Here is a 15113-nt window from a genome sequence, read left to right on the forward strand (position 1 = left end):
AGCCGAGTTGGTGCTGTTCGACGATTGCACGGCCAGTTCGCGGATACGCTGCAGGATGTCGCCGGACGAGGACAGGGCGCCTTCGGCTGTTTGCGCCATCGACACGCCATCGTTCGCGTTGCGGGTCGCCTGGTTCATGCCGCGGATCTGGGAGTTCATGCGGTCCGAAATCGCCAGGCCGGCCGCGTCGTCTTTTGCGCTGTTGATGCGCAGGCCGGAGGACAGGCGTTGCAGCGACGTGGACAGGGCGCCTTGCGAGCCCGACAGGTTGCGTTGCGAATTCAGGGAAGCGATGTTGGTGTTGATGACCGATGCCATGGTAACTCTCCGATACGGTACTGCTGATTCGGCGCTTTGCTCGTTCCACTTTGGCCCGTCACGCTGTTCTTGTGACGATCAAGCCGCTGTTGTTCCAGATAACGGATGCCATGCGGAAAGCTTTAGGGTTTTTTCCAGGAAATCGAGTTTTTTTGGAGAAATGCCTGCGCGATGCTTACTGTAGAGCAGGAATTGGCGGAAGTTGATAACAAAAGTTGATGACAAAAGCTGCTGACAAAAGAAAAAGCCCGGCATCGCCGGGCTCATCACTACAACCATCCAGGACAGCCGCGGCCTGTCACTCCGCCACGACGACCCGGTTCTTGCCCGTCTTCTTTGCCGTGTACATCGCGCCGTCCGCCCGCTTGACGAGGGCGGCCTGGTCTTCGCCTTGCCGGCGCAGCGCCACGCCGGCGGAAAACGTGATCAGCAGCTTTTCGTTTTCGTGCATGAAGAAATGCCGGGTCAGATCGCGCTGCAGCCGGGTCATGGTGGCAACGGCCGCATCCACCGTGGTCTCCGGCAGCAGGATCAGGAATTCCTCGCCGCCGAAGCGGGCGATCACATCCATCGAGCGCAGGGTTTCCTTGACGACTTTCACCAGGTGCTTCAGGGCGCTGTCGCCGGCGATGTGGCCGTAGGTATCGTTGAGTTTCTTGAAATCGTCCAGGTCCAGCACCGCAACGCACAGCGGCGTGCCGCGCCGGTCGGCGCGCGCCGTTTCGCGCTCGAACACGTCGTCCAGGCCACGACGGTTCAGGCTGCCCGTCAGGCTGTCTTCGCGCACCAGTTCGCTCATGTGCTGCAGTTGCGTTTCCAGCGCCTTGATGCGCTCTTCCGCATCCTGCACTTCCTGCCGTGCGCTGACCATGTTGTCCCGGGCCTGCAGGGCCTCGCTCTGCACCACGCGGGTTTCGTGCAGCACCTCGTCGAGGATCTGGTTCAGCTCGGTAATGTCGTTGGCATGGCTGATCTTTTCCGAATAGGCGCCGATCTTCTGGTGGAAATCGCCGGTGGAGGCGGCGACCTGGCCGAGCCGGTCGATGAAGGTCATCACCATGTTCTTCACAGTGGCCTTGACGTCGGCCACGCTGTGCTTGAGCTGGCTTTGCTTGAAGATCACGTCCTTCAGGCTGCGGGTGGCCGCTTCCAGTGTGCGCGCATCGAGCGGGCCGGCAATCAGCGCCTGCACGGTGTCGACCTGGCCGCGCAGCCAGGAATCGTCGTCCAGTAATTCGCTGACGTTTTCCAGCAGCAGGCGGAACAGGCGCAGCAGCAGTTCCTGCTGCTCGGCCGTGTCGCCGTGCTTGAGCTCGATCTGGTAGCACAGCTGCTTGAGTCGCACGGCAATTTCCGACAGGTCCGCCTCGGTATGGGCTTCCTTCGTGGCGGCGCCCAGCGCTTCCGCTTCGGCCGCCATCGCGGGTGAAGTCGTCAGCAGCGAGGCCACGGCCAGCGTCAGTGTACGGCTGAGCAAGTCACGCAGCAGCCGCGTTTGCTCGCCTTCTTCCATCGGTGCCAGCTCGATGCCGCCGGCTTTCTTCACGGGCCGCTCGGCCAGCTGCGACAACGCCGTGGCATAGGCATCCCAGTCGCGCGTCTTCACGGCGCGGTTGAAGCGGCGGCCGAAATCGGCCAGTTCGCCGGAAGCCTGCTCGGACATCCGCGCGGCAAAACGGCCCAGCACGTTTTCCGGGCCCGGGTCGGCCGGGATCGCCACCACGGGCGCCGCCGCGGGAATACCGGCGATCTCGTTGTAGATGTCGCGATAGGCGTCCGGCGTGGGGGAGATGCGGCGCACCGCCAGGCGGCGAAATGCTTCGCGCGCGATTTCGGCCGGGTTCTGGTCCGCGTGACCTGGGGGTTTGCTCGACATCTGGCGTACAGCCTTTACTATGATTTACCAATAGCCTGGATGTTACGGCAACGATGAAAGTGACGAAACAAGGATCAGCGAGGCTTATTTGCTTTATTTTTAGAACCAGAAGTTGCCGGTTTGCATACGGCTCGACAATCGGCTCATCAAGCTTTCAGCAGGTGAAGCCGTCAGTCAATCAAACCGTTCCGAATCGCGTAGTGCGTCAGTTCGGCGCTGTTCTTCAGTTTCATCTTGACCAGCAGGCGCGACCGGTATTCGCTGACCGTCTTGACCGACAGCGACAGTTCCTTGGCGATTGCGCCCACCGTCATCCCGGAGGCGATCAGCGTCAGCGTCTGGTACTCGCGGTCGGACAGCGTTTCGTGCGGTGCCGCTTCGTGGTCCTCGCCCACGTGGTTGGCCAGTTCCTGGGCCAGCGCGGGGCTGATGTATTTTAACCCGCCAGCGACTTGTCGGATCGCGGTGACCAGTTCCTTGGGAGCGCTCTGCTTGGTCAGATAGCCGGCCGCGCCGGCCTTCAGCGAGCGGATCGCGTACTGGTCCTCGCGGTGCATCGACAGCATCAGCACGGCCAGTTCCGGCTTTTCCTTCTTGATCTGTTTCAGCACCTCGATGCCGCTGCGGTCGGGCATCGAGATATCGAGCAGCACCACGTGGCAGCCCGACTTGCGGAACAGGCGCAGCGCATCGCTGCCGTTTTCCGCCTCGCCGGAGACCACGATGTCGCGGGTATCGGCGAGGATCTGCTTCAGGCCCTCGCGCACGATCGCGTGATCGTCGGCGATGAAAACCTTGATGGCTGCCTTGTCGCTCATGGTACGTCCTGTTTCGTGATTGCAGGCCGAATTGTAGCCGCTTCCAGCCCCTCGTCACCGGCGCGGCGGATCCTGATCGCGACCACGGTGCCGCCGCCCGGCGCGTGGGACAGGTTCAGGGTGCCGCCGAGCGCCCGCGCGCGTTCGGCCATGCCGCGCAAGCCGAACGAGCCCGCCTTGGTGCGGTCGGCGGCACGGATGCCGCGGCCGTTGTCGGTGATCTTCACGTCGACGTGCCGGCGCGTGCTGTGCAGGCGTACCGTCACGCTGGAAGCATGCGCGTGCTTGGCGATATTGGTCAGCGCTTCCTGCACGATACGGAACAGCGCGGTGGCCTGGTCGGAATCGAGTTCGACATCCTTTTCGTTGGTCTGGAACCTGCACGCCAGGCCCGCCTGCACGGCGAATTCCTCGACCTGCCACTCCAGCGCGGCAACCAGGCCGAAGTCGAGGATGGAGGGCCGCAGGTCCAGCGTGATGCGGTGCACCGCATCGATCGTGCGGTCGGCCAGTTCATCGACATAGGCCGCCTTTTCCGCCAGCACGGCGTCGCCGTCGGGCAGCCGGGCCGCCAGCATTGCCAGTGCCATCTTGATGGCGGTGAGGTTGCCGCCCAGGTCGTCATGGATCTCGCGCGCGATACGCGTGCGCTCCTGCTCCTTGACCTTCTCGATGTGCGCGGTCAGCTCCGCGAGCCGGGCGCGGCTGGCACGCACTTCCATCTGCTCCAGCTTGCTCTCGGTGATGTTGGTCATGATGCCTTCCCACTGCACCGCGCCGCCCGGCAGCACGTGCGGCGTGGCGCGCAGGTTGATCCACTTGACATCCTTCCACGCCTCGATCCAGATGCGGCCTTCCCAGTTCCAGCTCCACAGCGTGCCGGCGGACGATGTCATCGAATCCAGGTAGGACTGGCGGTCGTCCGGCAGCACGAGCCGGGCGAACCGTTCCGGGTCGGCCGCCAGTTCGGCCGCCGGCATGCCGAGCAGCGCTTGGCAACCTTCGCTCAGGTAAGGGTACGACACGCGGCCATCGGGCTCGCGGCGGAACTGGTAGACCAGGCCGGGCGTATGCGACACGATCGTGTCGAAACGGGTCTGCGCCTGCTGCAGCGTTTCGGCGGCGGTTTCATCGTCGGCGATCGCCAGCACGCAGTTCCGGTCGCCGTCGCGCACCCCGGCCAGGCGCAGCGACACCCGGTAGCGCGTGCCATCGGCCCGTGCCAATACGGTTTCGACGGCAGCGCCGCTGTCGAGGGCTGCGTCGAACTGCTGGCGGGGCAGGGCGGGTGCGATGGCGGCGAAGTCGTCGCCGGCTCCCTTGCCGGTCTGGCGGCCGGCGGCCGGGTTGACGTCGAGAAGGTGCAGCGTATGCGGATCGATCAGGAAGAGTTGGGAACGGGTGGCTTGCCATACGACGTCGTGGCAGGAATGGACAATGCTCATAAATGTGTACAATCGTTCCGTATTGGCAGGATGATACGGGAAACACCAACCCAATGAACAAAGCATTTGTAAAAGAAACCGAGCAGGACGATGACGACGACGTCCAGCTGGCGCCGCCGATTCCGGCCGGCGCAAAGAACTACATTACCCCGAGCGGCTACCGGCGCATCAAGGACGAGCTGCTGCAGCTGATCGACGTCGACCGGCCCGAGGTGGTCAAGGTGGTGCACTGGGCCGCGTCGAACGGCGACCGCTCGGAAAACGGCGACTATATCTACGGCAAGCGGCGGCTGCGCGAAATCGACCGCCGCATCCGCTTCCTGACGAAACGGCTCGACCTGGCCGAAGTGGTGGACCCCAGCGTGCACCACGGCAGCGACCAGATCTTCTTCGGCGCCACCGTCACCTACAGCAACCAGGACGGCGTGGAAAACACGATCACGATCGTTGGCATCGACGAATTCGACCCGCTGAAGGGCAAGGTCAGCTGGATCTCCCCCATCGCCCGCACGATCACCAAGGCACGCGAAGGCGATACCGTCACGCTGCATACGCCGACCGGGACCGAGGAGCTGGAGATTCTGGAAGTGAGTTACCCGGCACCTGAATAAAAAATAGGGACGGACCCTGTTTTTCAGGAAATTTCTTCAAAAACAGGGTCCGTCCCTATTTTCAGGGTCCGTCCCTATTTTCACGTCCAAAAACAGGGTCCGTCCCTATTTTCAGGGTCCGTCCCTATTTTCACGTCTGGTTTGCTGAGGCGGCTCAGCTCCTGCAGACCGTATGAGTGGCAAAGTCTGGCGACTTACACAACGGAGTTGTCATGCCACGCCGCGCCCGCCTGCTTCTGCCTGCAGTTCCTCTTCATATCACCCAGCGAGGACACAATCGGCAGCCATGTTTCCATCTCGATGATGACTACCGTGCTTATCTCTACTGCATGCGCAAGAATGTCGAACTGATGGATATTTCGGTGCATGCATATGTTTTGATGACCAATCATGTGCATCTGCTCATCTCATTCGAGCAACCGGATACGGTGGGCGACTTCATGAAGGCCCTCGCTCAGCACCACACCCAATACCTGAACGAGCGGCTGAAACGCACAGGCACGGTCTGGGAAGGCCGCTTCAAGTCGTGCCCGGTGCCAACGGAAAAATACCTGATCATTTGTCAGCAGTACGTCGAGCTAAATCCTGTCCGTGCAGCAATGGTCAACAGCGTTGCCCAGTACCCATGGTCCAGCTACCGCGAGAATGCGGGCTTGCGTCATGATGAGCTGGTCCGGCCACATCAGTTGTACCTGGATTTTGGGAGCACCGTGCAGACAAGGGCGGAGTACTACCGAGGGCTGTTCAATAACACGGATGACCGGCTGTTCGACGATATTCGAAAAGCCACAGCCGCCGACGCCATTCCCGGATTACCTCCCCCATTACGAGGACGGCCTCGAAAACAATAAAGACAAAATAAATAGGGACGGACCCTGTTTTCCAGGAAATTTCCTGAAAAACAGGGTCCGTCCCTATTTTTACACCAAGCCGACGCCGGCGAGTTATCCCCGCTCGCGAGAAACCCGGTTCACGCCAGTCACCTTGCGCACATTGCGCAGCAGCCCGGCCAGGTGCACCCGGTCCTTCACCTGGATGGTAAAGCGCAGCTGGTGCAGCACGTGGTCGTTGTCCTCGTCCATGCCGACGAAGGTGATGTTGCCGTCGCATTCGCCGATCTCTGCCGCCACGCGCGCGAGGATGCCTTTTTCGTTGTTGATCAAGAGGCGGATGCGGCTGTCGAAGCGGCGGTTCAGTTCCGTGCCCCATTTCACCGCGATCCAGCGATCCGGTTCCTTCTGGCGCTGGCGCCGCGCCACGCTGCAGTCGGAGGTATGGACCTGCAGGCCCTGGTCGCGCCGCAACTGGCCGATGATCTGGTCGCCCGGGATCGGCAGGCAGCACGGTGCCAGCTGCACGGATACGCCTTCGCTGCCGTAGATCGTGACCGGGTCCAGGTCGGCCGCCGAGTTGTGGTCGATCGGCACCGAGGCGGACTCGCCGCCCAGCAGGCCGAAGATGTGCCGTGCCACGAGCGCGGCCATGCGCTTGCCGATGCCGATGTCGGCATGCAGCTCGTCCATCGACTTGGCCGACGATTCGTTCAGCAGGCGCTCCACGAGCGGTTCCGGCAAGTCCGGCGAGATGCTGATGCCGGCCAGCGCCTGCTGCAGCAGTTGCCGGCCCAGCCCGATCGATTCGGGCAGGTTGATGGTGCGCAGGTGATGGCGGATCGCCGAGCGCGCCTTGCCGGTGCGGACGAACGACAGCCAGCTGGGACTCGGCCGCGAGTTCGGGTCGGTCACCACTTCGACGATGTCGCCGTTGCGCAGTTCGGCGCGCAGCGGCGCGGGTTCGCCGTTGATCGTGACGGAAACCGTATGGTCGCCGATGCCCGTGTGGATCGCATACGCGAAATCGATCGGCGTGGCGCCACGCGGCATGGCGATGATCTTCGACTTCGGCGTGAATACATACACGGAGTCGGGGAACAGGTCGACCTTCACGTGTTCGAGGAACTCGGCCGAGTCGCCCGTCTGCTGCTGGATGTCGAGCAGCGACTGCAGCCACGCATGGGTGCGCTGCTGCATGTCGGACATGTTGGCGTCGCTGTTCTTGTACAGCCAGTGCGCCGCCACGCCGGACTCGGCGGTGCGATGCATTTCCTGCGTGCGGATCTGGAATTCCACCGGCGTGCCGTACGGACCGATCAGCGTGGTGTGCAGCGACTGGTAGCCATTCAGCTTGCGGATGGCGATATAGTCCTTGAACTTGCCCGGCATCGGCTTGTACAGCGAATGCAGCGTGCCCAGCGCCACGTAACAGTTCGGGAAGCTGTCGACGACGACGCGGAAGCCGTACACGTCGAGCACCTGCGAGAACGTCAGGTGCTTCGAGCGCATCTTCTTGTAGATGCCGTACAGCGTTTTTTCGCGGCCATACACTTCGGCGTGGATGCCGGCCATGCCGAGAGTGTTCTTTACCGAATCGAGGATCTTGCCAACCACTTCGCGCCGGTTGCCGCGCGCGGCCTTCACGGCCTTCGCCAGCACGTGGTAGCGCAGCGGATAGAGATGCGAGAACGACAGGTCCTGCAGCTCGCGGTAGATGTTGTTCAGGCCGAGGCGGTGCGCTATCGGCACGTAGACTTCCATCGTCTCCTTGGCGATGCGCTGCTTCTTGGCGGGCGCCATCACGTCCAGCGTGCGCATGTTGTGCAGCCGGTCGGCCAGCTTGATCAGGATGACGCGGACATCCGACGCCATCGCCAGCAGCATCTTGCGGAAGTTTTCCGCCTGGGCTTCGATCTGGCTCTGGAATTCGATCTTTTCCAGCTTCGACAGGCCGTCGACGAGTTGCGCGACCGGCGCGCCGAAGCGCTCGATCAGCTCTTCCTTCTTGACGTCCTGGTCTTCCATCACGTCATGCAGCAGCGCCGCCATCAGCGCCTGGGCATCGAGCTTCCAGTCGGCGCAGATCTCGGCCACCGCGATCGGGTGCGAAATATACGGCTCGCCCGACTTGCGCACCTGGCCCAGGTGCATCTCGTCCGAGAACCGGTAGGCTTCCTTGACCTTCTTCAGGTCGGCCTCGGTCATGTACTCGGCAAGTTTTTCGGTCAGGTGGCTGATCGTGGCAACGCCCGCGGGCGTCATCGGCGCGGCGAGGGGAGACGTGGAAATGGCAGGGGGCTGGCCGGCATCGGCGTCCGGCCGGGCGGCCGAACGGCGGCCCCGCGAAGCGGGGCGTTCAGTGATGCCGGATTCAGTGGAGTTCAGGTTCATGGTGTTCGCAGTGTAATTCAACTGGTGAACCTGTGGCGGTGCGGTGAATCCGGGGTGCCAAATTACATCGGAACCTTTTTCAGCATCTCGATGCCGACCTTGCCGGCAGCGATCTCGCGCAGTGCGAGCACGGTCGGCTTGTCCTTGGCTTCCACCTTCGGGGTGTGGCCTTGCAGCAGTTGACGGGCGCGGTAGGTTGCGGCCAGGGTCAGCTGGAAGCGGTTCGGCACATTCTGCAGGCAATCTTCGATCGTAATACGGGCCATGGTAACTCCTGGACAAATTCTGGAAAGGATGAATCGGTAAACGCTGTCTGTCAACGCGGTGTTGAAAACGTCTGGAACATGCGTTCTGGAAACTGTAAGTCGTGCTGATTATCGCGCTGAAATCGTGCTGAATCGTGCTGTTATGCGTACTGGTCGCCGTGCGGATGACTTTGTTGTTATCCGTGCTGCTCGGCGTGAATACCCAACTGGGCAAACAGCGATGCATTGCGGGCCGCCTGTTGCGCAAACCGGCAACGGGCCGATCGGACGATCGCGCTCAGCTCAAGCAAGGCGACCGGAAACTCTTCATTGATAATAGCATACTCGAACTCGGGAGCGTGGGCGATTTCGCCGCCGGCCGCCAGCAGGCGCCGCGTGATCACATGCGGTTCGTCCTGGCCGCGCTTGTGCAGCCGTTCCTCGAGTGCCGCGATGGATGGCGGCAGGATGAAGATGCCGGCCGCCTGGGGGAACTGCTTCTTCACCTGGCGCGCACCCTGCCAGTCGATTTCGAGCAGGATGTCGGTACCGGCCCGCATCTGTTCCTCGACGAACAGGCGCGACGTTCCATAGTAATTGCCGTGCACTTCAGCCCATTCGAGGAACTCGCCGGCATCGGCGCGGGCAATGAAATCCTCGGTGGTCGTGAAGAAATACTCACGGCCATGTTCCTCACCCGGACGCGGTGGCCGCGTCGTCGTCGAAATCGACAGCTTGATCGCCGGCTCCTGCGCCAGCAGCGCATTGACCAGGGTGGACTTGCCGGCGCCGGAGGGGGCCGCAACCATGAACAGGCTGCCGGAGAAGTGTTGATTCATGTTCAATTCCGATTCGCGGGCAATGGCCCAAAAGGCGTATTTTACCAAGGGCAATCGATATTTTCACCTGCCCGCGATGTGCTGAGCTTCTTACTCCAGGTTCTGCACCTGTTCGCGCATCTGTTCGATCAGCAGCTTCAATTCCATCGACGCGTCCGCCAGCTCCTTGACGGAGGCTTTCGCGCCCAGCGTGTTGGCTTCGCGATTGAGCTCCTGCATCATGAAATCCAGCCGTTTGCCGACCTGGCCGCCTTTTTTCAGGATGTGCCGCGTTTCGGAAAGGTGCGCGGAGAGCCGGCCCAGTTCCTCGGCCACGTCGATGCGGATGCCATACAGGATCACTTCCTGGCGAATGCGTTCCATCGCATCCTGGCGCGACAGCGCCGCGTTCGATCCCTGCGAGGCCAGGCCCAGCGCTTCCTGCATGCGCTCGATCGCCTTCTGCTGGAAAGCCGCCACCACCTGCGGGATCAGCGGCGTGATGCGCCTGACGATGCCTTCCATCGCCTCGATGCGCGAGACCAGCATCGCTTCCAGTGCAGCGCCTTCGCGCTGGCGGCTGCCGACGAAGGCTTCGACCGTTTTCGCCATCAGCGAGGCCACGTCGGCCTGCAGCGTTTCCTGGCCGATCTGGGCTTCCTCGACGACGCCCGGCCAGCGCAGCAGTTCGGCCACCGACATCGCGTGTGCGCCGGCGAAGTGCGTGGTGACTTCGTTCTGCAGGCGCGCCAGTTCATTAAGCAGCGCAATATTCAACGCCTGGGTGCCGGCACCGGCGGCCTTGCGGCCGAAACTCAACCTGATTTCCACCTTGCCGCGCGTGATGGCGGCCATGATCGCCGCGCGCAGGTCGGGTTCGAGCGCGCGCAAATCATCGTTGATGCGGAATTGAAGGTCGAGAAAACGGGAATTGACGCTCTTGATTTCAATGGTCAGAGTTCCCGCCGCGCTTTCGCTGGTGGCAACCGCGTAGCCCGTCATGCTGGAAATGCTCAATGGATATCCCCGATTTGGTCTTTACAAATGCCTGGTTTTGTCCACACAATCCGGTCTGGTGGCGTCGTTGAGGCGAGGAAATGCATGGCTGCACAAAACAACGTCCCGTTGCCGGATGGGCTGGAATTGGCTGGATACCGCATTGTAAAGAAAATTGCGTCCGGCGGGTTCAGTATCGTCTACCTTGCCTATGACGGCGAGGGCAATGCGGTCGCCATCAAGGAATATTTACCAAGCGCATTGGCATTGCGTCAAGAGGGAGAACTGGCGCCTGTCGTTTCACCGGCAAATCTGCCGGTGTTCCGGCTCGGGCTGAAATGTTTTTTCGAAGAGGGCCGGGCACTGGCGAAAATCGCCCATCCCAATGTGGTGCGGGTACTGAATTTCTTCCGCGCGCACGATACCGTGTACATGGTAATGGCGTATGAATCCGGCCACACTTTGCAGGACCAAATCTCGCGGCAGCGCGCGAAAGGCGGGCAAATCGGCCCCGCATTTATCCGCCAGGTTTTCATCCAGGTATTGAAGGGATTGCGCGAAGTGCATGCCAATGGTTTGCTGCACCTCGATTTAAAGCCGGCCAATATATACCTGCGCGGCGACGGCACACCGCTGCTGCTCGATTTCGGCGCGGCGCGCCGCACCATCGATTCCGGCGCGCTGACACTGACGCCGATGTACACCCCCGGCTTTGCCGCGCCCGAACTGACGATCAAGACATCGCCGCTGGGTCCATGGACCGACGCCTACGGCATCGGCGCCGCGATGTACGCCTGCATGGCCGGTGCGCCGCCGCAGCCGGCGGAAGAGCGGCGCAAGGCGGACCGCATGGAACATCGTTTCGCCGAACTGGCCGGACGCTATCCGGCGGAACTGGTCGCGCTGGTGCGCCGCGCGCTGGCGTCCGACCCGCTGGACCGCCCGCAAAGCCTGTTTGAAATGCAGAAGGCATTGCAGGCGCTGGAAACGGAGCCGCCCCCACCGGTGTTCCCGGCCCCGGCGGGCACGTTCGCCCGGCTGCGCACGCTGGCGCGCCGCCTGCGGGCCCGGCGCCGCGGCGAACCTGCCGATACCGTGCAGGGATAGGGCGCCATGCGATTTTCCGTGTATCAGGAAAGCCACATCGGTGGGCGCGGCATGAACCAGGACCGGATGGGCTACAGCTACACCCGCGATGCGCTGCTGCTGGTCCTGGCGGACGGCATGGGTGGCCATCCGCGCGGCGAAGTGGCTGCCACGATCGCGCTGCAAACGATTTCCGCGCTGTTCCAGCAGCAGGCCGATCCTTATGTAAAGGGGCCGGCGCGCTTCCTGGAAGATGCGTGCCATGCGGCGCACCGCGAAATCCACCGCCATGCCGCGGCGCACGGCATGGAAACGCCCCGTACCACGATTGTCGCGTGCATCGTGCAGCACAACACGGCCACCTGGGCGCACTGCGGCGACTCGCGGCTGTACCTGCTGCGCGGCGGCAGCATCCTGGCCCGCACGCGCGACCATTCGCACATCGAGAAAATGATCGATGCCGGCCGCGTGCCGGAATCGGCACGCCATACGCATCCGGACCGCAACAAGCTGTACAACTGCCTGGGCGCGGATACCGCGCCAAGGGTCGAGCTGTCGCGGCAGGCCCATCTGGTGAGTGGTGACGTGATGCTATTATGTTCGGATGGCCTGTGGGCCGTGCTGCCGGAGCAGGAACTGGTGGCCGCGCTGTCCACCAGCCCCGTCGAGCGCGCCATGCCGGGCCTGTTGCGCCATGCGCTGCGCGTCGCCGGCGCCGGCAGCGACAACGTCACCGGCCTGGCGATCGCCTGGCAGGAGCCGGACGATACTGGGGGCGACGCACGGGCCGACGCGCGGGCCTCCGCCGGGTCGACGATGGTCTTCACCGAATCGCTGGCCAGCGGCGGGCTCGGTACCACGATCGCGCCCGCGGATCCGTTCGACGAAGCCGAAATCGACCGGGCCATTGCCGAGATCCGCCTGGCGATCGAAAAATCCTCGCAGTTACTCAAATAATCTCTCAAACAGAAAGCGATACCAGCGTCCATGACCATTGACACCCGCCCGAGCGGCCGCGCCGTCGACCAGTTGCGCACCGTGCGCCTGACACGCCAGTACACCAAGCATGCCGAAGGTTCGGTGCTGATCGAATGCGGCGACACCAAGGTGATCTGCACCGCCAGCATCGAGGAAAAAGTGCCGGGCTTCCTGAAGGGCAAAGGGCAGGGCTGGCTGACGGCCGAATACGGCATGCTGCCGCGCTCGACGCACTCGCGCATGGACCGCGAAGCCGCCCGCGGCAAGCAAAGCGGCCGCACGCAGGAGATCCAGCGGCTGATCGGCCGCTCGCTGCGCGCCGCGTTCGACCTGCAAGGCTTCGGCGAGCGCACGCTGCACCTGGACTGCGACGTGATCCAGGCCGACGGCGGCACCCGCACCGCATCGATCACCGGCGCAATGGTTGCCGCCTACGACGCGTTCGCCAAGCTGGTGGAGAAGGGCGCGATCCCTGCCGTTCCAGTGAAGCATTTCGTCGCCGCGATTTCCGTCGGCGTGTTCCAGGGCACCCCGGTGCTCGACCTGGACTACCTGGAAGATTCCGCCTGCGATACCGACATGAACGTGATTATGACGGACGCCGGCCACTTCGTCGAAGTGCAGGGCACCGCCGAGGGCGCCGCCTTCGACCGCGCCACGATGAACCGGCTGCTCGACCTGGCCGACGCCGGCATCGCCGACCTGATCCGGCTGCAGAAGCGCGAACTGGGGCTGGCGGGGTAAAATAGTTGCCCGAAAACCGGTGACAGGCACCATTTTTTGAGAAACATTTCAAAATAATAGGTGCCTGTCACCGGTTTTTTTGCAACAAACGACATCTTGACCATGACCCAGAAACTCATCCTCGCCTCGAACAACGCGGGCAAACTGAAGGAATTCAACGCGCTGCTGTCCACCGTCGGCTTCGAAGTGCATGCGCAGGGCGAATTCAACGTGCCGGAAGCGGACGAGCCGTTCCACACCTTCGTCGAGAACGCGCTGCAGAAGGCGCGCCATGCATCGCGGCTGACCGGGCTGCCGGCGCTGGCCGACGATTCGGGCGTCTGCGTCAACGCGCTCGGCGGCGCACCCGGCGTCTACTCGGCGCGCTATGCGGGCGAGCCGAAGTCCGACGCCGCCAACAACGCGAAGCTGGTCGCCGACCTGGCGCAGCATGACGACAAGTCGGCGTATTACTACTGCGTGCTGGTGTTCGTGCGCCATGCCGACGATCCGCAGCCCGTGATTGCCGACGGCGTCTGGCGCGGCGTGATCCAGGCCGAACCGCGCGGCGAGGGCGGCTTCGGCTACGATCCGCACTTTTATATCCCCGAGCTGGGCAAGACCACCGCGGAGCTGGCGCCGGACGAGAAGAACCGCCTGTCGCACCGCGGCCAGGCACTGCGCGCACTGATAGAAAAGCTGAAATGATTCCCATCAAACCCGTCGGCGCGGGTGCCGGCAAGAGCACCACGCCGGCGCGCACCATCGATGCCGCGGCCGGCGTGGCCGCGCAGTACCTGCAGCCGGGCGCGCTGAACCTGGCCGCGCTGCCGCCGCTGTCGCTGTACATCCACTGGCCGTGGTGCGTGCGCAAATGCCCGTACTGCGACTTCAATTCGCACGAAGCCAAGGGCGAGGTACCGGAAAAACAGTACCTCGATGCGTTGCGCCTGGACCTCGAAATGGCGCTGCCGCTGATCTGGGGCCGCAAGATCCATACGGTGTTCATCGGTGGCGGTACGCCGAGCCTGATGTCCGCCGCGGGCCTTGATCGGCTGCTGTCCGACCTGCGCACCCTGCTGCCGCTGGACGGCGATGCCGAGATCACGATGGAAGCCAACCCCGGCACCTTCGAGGTGGAGAAATTCCGCAGCTACCGGGCCAGCGGCATCAACCGCCTGTCGATCGGCATCCAGAGCTTCAACGCGCGGCACCTGCAGGCGCTGGGCCGCATCCACGACGACGGCGAAGCGCGCCGCGCGGTCGACATCGCGCACGCCACCTTCGACAACTTCAACCTCGACCTGATGTACGCGCTGCCGTCGCAAACGCTGGACGAGGCCCGCGCGGACCTGGCCACGGCGCTGGCGTTCCAGCCGCCGCACCTGTCGCTGTACCACCTGACGATGGAACCGAACACGGTGTTCGCCAAGTACCCGCCCGAACTGCCGGACGACGACACCAGCGCCGACATGCAGGACCTGGTCGCCGAGATGACCGGCGCGGCGGGTTATGGCCACTATGAGGTATCGGCCTACGCGCGGCCTGGCCACCGGGCCAAGCACAACCTGAACTACTGGCAGTTCGGCGACTATCTCGGCATCGGCGCCGGCGCCCACTCGAAGCTGTCGTTCCCGCACCGCGTGCTGCGGCAGGCGCGCTACAAGCAGCCGAAGTCGTACATGGAGCAGATGGCGAACGGCACACCGATACAGGAAGAAAATGAAATCGCCCGCGACGAGATGGGCTTCGAGTTCATGCTCAATGCGCTGCGCCTGCAAGATGGCTTCGCGCCCAACCTGTTTTCCGAACGCACCGGGCTGGCGCTGAACACGATCGAGAAGCAGCTCAATGCGGCCGAAGCAAAAGGCCTGATCTACCGCGACCACGCCATCATCCGCCCGACCGAACTGGGCCACCGCTTCCTGAACGACTTGCAGCAGATCTTCCTCGGCTGACGGGGAAGCAGGGGGCG

16 protein-coding genes are annotated in these 15113 nt (G+C 63.1%); 7 read left to right on the plus strand and 9 right to left on the minus strand.

Going from position 1 to position 15113, the window contains the following annotated elements:
* From FHS02_RS25120 to FHS02_RS25140, 5 genes are all read right to left on the minus strand, one after another.
* A partial coding sequence (locus FHS02_RS25120) for a flagellin N-terminal helical domain-containing protein (RefSeq protein ID WP_443094249.1) occupies positions 1–318 on the minus strand: 318 nt, incomplete at its 3' end.
* A gap of 78 nt (positions 319–396) precedes the next feature.
* Positions 397–585: a hypothetical protein gene (locus FHS02_RS25125; RefSeq protein WP_137314262.1), complete on the minus strand. Its 189-nt coding sequence runs from the start codon at positions 583–585 to the stop codon at positions 397–399.
* A gap of 31 nt (positions 586–616) precedes the next feature.
* Positions 617–2194, minus strand: a complete 1578-nt coding sequence (locus tag FHS02_RS25130; protein ID WP_137314261.1) for a GGDEF domain-containing protein — start codon at positions 2192–2194, stop codon at positions 617–619.
* 170 nt (positions 2195–2364) lie between these two features.
* Positions 2365–3012 (minus strand): response regulator, encoded by a 648-nt coding sequence (locus tag FHS02_RS25135; RefSeq protein WP_137314260.1) that lies wholly within the window; start codon positions 3010–3012, stop codon positions 2365–2367.
* Positions 3009–4457 carry a sensor histidine kinase gene (locus tag FHS02_RS25140; protein WP_137314259.1) on the minus strand — a complete coding sequence of 483 codons (1449 nt, stop codon included), beginning with the start codon at positions 4455–4457 and terminating at the stop codon, positions 3009–3011. The genes FHS02_RS25135 and FHS02_RS25140 overlap by 4 nt, the downstream gene beginning before the upstream one ends.
* Before the next feature lie 53 nt (positions 4458–4510).
* On the opposite strand from FHS02_RS25140, the gene greB reads away from it, so the two are divergent.
* Complete coding sequence (gene greB / locus FHS02_RS25145) at positions 4511–5068, plus strand: transcription elongation factor GreB (RefSeq protein WP_137314258.1); 558 nt, start codon at positions 4511–4513, stop codon at positions 5066–5068.
* 212 nt (positions 5069–5280) lie between these two features.
* Positions 5281–5919: a transposase gene (locus tag FHS02_RS25150; RefSeq protein WP_137314257.1), complete on the plus strand. Its 639-nt coding sequence runs from the start codon at positions 5281–5283 to the stop codon at positions 5917–5919.
* Between the two features lie 93 nt (positions 5920–6012).
* On the opposite strand, the gene FHS02_RS25155 is transcribed toward FHS02_RS25150, so the two are convergent.
* The 4 genes from FHS02_RS25155 to FHS02_RS25170 all read right to left on the minus strand — a co-directional run bounded on the left by FHS02_RS25155 (position 6013) and on the right by FHS02_RS25170 (position 10357).
* Positions 6013–8292, minus strand: a complete 2280-nt coding sequence (locus FHS02_RS25155) for a RelA/SpoT family protein (RefSeq protein ID WP_137314256.1) — start codon at positions 8290–8292, stop codon at positions 6013–6015.
* Positions 8293–8354: 62 nt separating this feature from the next.
* Positions 8355–8558: a DNA-directed RNA polymerase subunit omega gene (gene rpoZ, locus FHS02_RS25160; RefSeq protein ID WP_131144361.1), complete on the minus strand. Its 204-nt coding sequence runs from the start codon at positions 8556–8558 to the stop codon at positions 8355–8357.
* 176 nt (positions 8559–8734) lie between these two features.
* Positions 8735–9376 carry a guanylate kinase gene (gene gmk, locus FHS02_RS25165; RefSeq protein ID WP_137314255.1) on the minus strand — a complete coding sequence of 214 codons (642 nt, stop codon included), beginning with the start codon at positions 9374–9376 and terminating at the stop codon, positions 8735–8737.
* A gap of 90 nt (positions 9377–9466) precedes the next feature.
* Complete coding sequence (locus tag FHS02_RS25170) at positions 9467–10357, minus strand: YicC/YloC family endoribonuclease (protein ID WP_137314254.1); 891 nt, start codon at positions 10355–10357, stop codon at positions 9467–9469.
* 99 nt (positions 10358–10456) lie between these two features.
* Here FHS02_RS25170 and FHS02_RS25175 point away from each other — a divergent pair, with 99 nt between their 5' ends.
* The 5 genes from FHS02_RS25175 (at position 10457) to hemW (ending at position 15096) form a co-directional block, all read left to right on the plus strand.
* Positions 10457–11458: a serine/threonine-protein kinase gene (locus tag FHS02_RS25175; protein ID WP_137317459.1), complete on the plus strand. Its 1002-nt coding sequence runs from the start codon at positions 10457–10459 to the stop codon at positions 11456–11458.
* A 6-nt stretch (positions 11459–11464) separates the two neighbouring features.
* A complete protein-coding gene (locus FHS02_RS25180; protein WP_137314253.1) occupies positions 11465–12394 on the plus strand; it encodes a PP2C family protein-serine/threonine phosphatase in 930 nt (309 codons plus the stop codon).
* Between the two features lie 30 nt (positions 12395–12424).
* Entirely contained in the window at positions 12425–13159 is a 735-nt protein-coding gene (gene rph / locus FHS02_RS25185; RefSeq protein WP_137314252.1) for a ribonuclease PH, read from the plus strand.
* A 102-nt stretch (positions 13160–13261) separates the two neighbouring features.
* Positions 13262–13846 carry an RdgB/HAM1 family non-canonical purine NTP pyrophosphatase gene (rdgB, locus tag FHS02_RS25190; protein WP_137314251.1) on the plus strand — a complete coding sequence of 195 codons (585 nt, stop codon included), beginning with the start codon at positions 13262–13264 and terminating at the stop codon, positions 13844–13846.
* On the plus strand, positions 13843–15096 hold the full coding sequence (hemW, locus tag FHS02_RS25195; protein ID WP_137314250.1) for a radical SAM family heme chaperone HemW: 1254 nt from the start codon (positions 13843–13845) through the stop codon (positions 15094–15096). The genes rdgB and hemW overlap by 4 nt, the downstream gene beginning before the upstream one ends.
* Positions 15097–15113 lie beyond the last annotated feature (17 nt).

The organism is Pseudoduganella umbonata, from assembly GCF_014192225.1.
GTDB lineage: Bacteria > Pseudomonadota > Gammaproteobacteria > Burkholderiales > Burkholderiaceae_D > Rugamonas > Rugamonas umbonata.

Excerpts from the sequence above, each read along its gene's own strand:
- FHS02_RS25125 (WP_137314262.1), bottom strand. The coding sequence starts at position 585 with ATGAGCCCGGCGATGCCGGGCTTTTTCTTTTGTCAGCAGCTTTTGTCA.
- FHS02_RS25130 (WP_137314261.1), bottom strand. The coding sequence starts at position 2,194 with ATGTCGAGCAAACCCCCAGGTCACGCGGACCAGAACCCGGCCGAAATC.
- FHS02_RS25135 (WP_137314260.1), bottom strand. The coding sequence starts at position 3,012 with ATGAGCGACAAGGCAGCCATCAAGGTTTTCATCGCCGACGATCACGCG.
- FHS02_RS25140 (WP_137314259.1), bottom strand. The coding sequence starts at position 4,457 with ATGAGCATTGTCCATTCCTGCCACGACGTCGTATGGCAAGCCACCCGT.
- greB (WP_137314258.1), top strand. The coding sequence starts at position 4,511 with ATGAACAAAGCATTTGTAAAAGAAACCGAGCAGGACGATGACGACGAC.
- FHS02_RS25150 (WP_137314257.1), top strand. The coding sequence starts at position 5,281 with ATGCCACGCCGCGCCCGCCTGCTTCTGCCTGCAGTTCCTCTTCATATC.
- FHS02_RS25155 (WP_137314256.1), bottom strand. The coding sequence starts at position 8,292 with ATGAACCTGAACTCCACTGAATCCGGCATCACTGAACGCCCCGCTTCG.
- rpoZ (WP_131144361.1), bottom strand. The coding sequence starts at position 8,558 with ATGGCCCGTATTACGATCGAAGATTGCCTGCAGAATGTGCCGAACCGC.
- gmk (WP_137314255.1), bottom strand. The coding sequence starts at position 9,376 with ATGAATCAACACTTCTCCGGCAGCCTGTTCATGGTTGCGGCCCCCTCC.
- FHS02_RS25170 (WP_137314254.1), bottom strand. The coding sequence starts at position 10,357 with ATGACGGGCTACGCGGTTGCCACCAGCGAAAGCGCGGCGGGAACTCTG.
- FHS02_RS25175 (WP_137317459.1), top strand. The coding sequence starts at position 10,457 with ATGGCTGCACAAAACAACGTCCCGTTGCCGGATGGGCTGGAATTGGCT.
- FHS02_RS25180 (WP_137314253.1), top strand. The coding sequence starts at position 11,465 with ATGCGATTTTCCGTGTATCAGGAAAGCCACATCGGTGGGCGCGGCATG.
- rph (WP_137314252.1), top strand. The coding sequence starts at position 12,425 with ATGACCATTGACACCCGCCCGAGCGGCCGCGCCGTCGACCAGTTGCGC.
- rdgB (WP_137314251.1), top strand. The coding sequence starts at position 13,262 with ATGACCCAGAAACTCATCCTCGCCTCGAACAACGCGGGCAAACTGAAG.
- hemW (WP_137314250.1), top strand. The coding sequence starts at position 13,843 with ATGATTCCCATCAAACCCGTCGGCGCGGGTGCCGGCAAGAGCACCACG.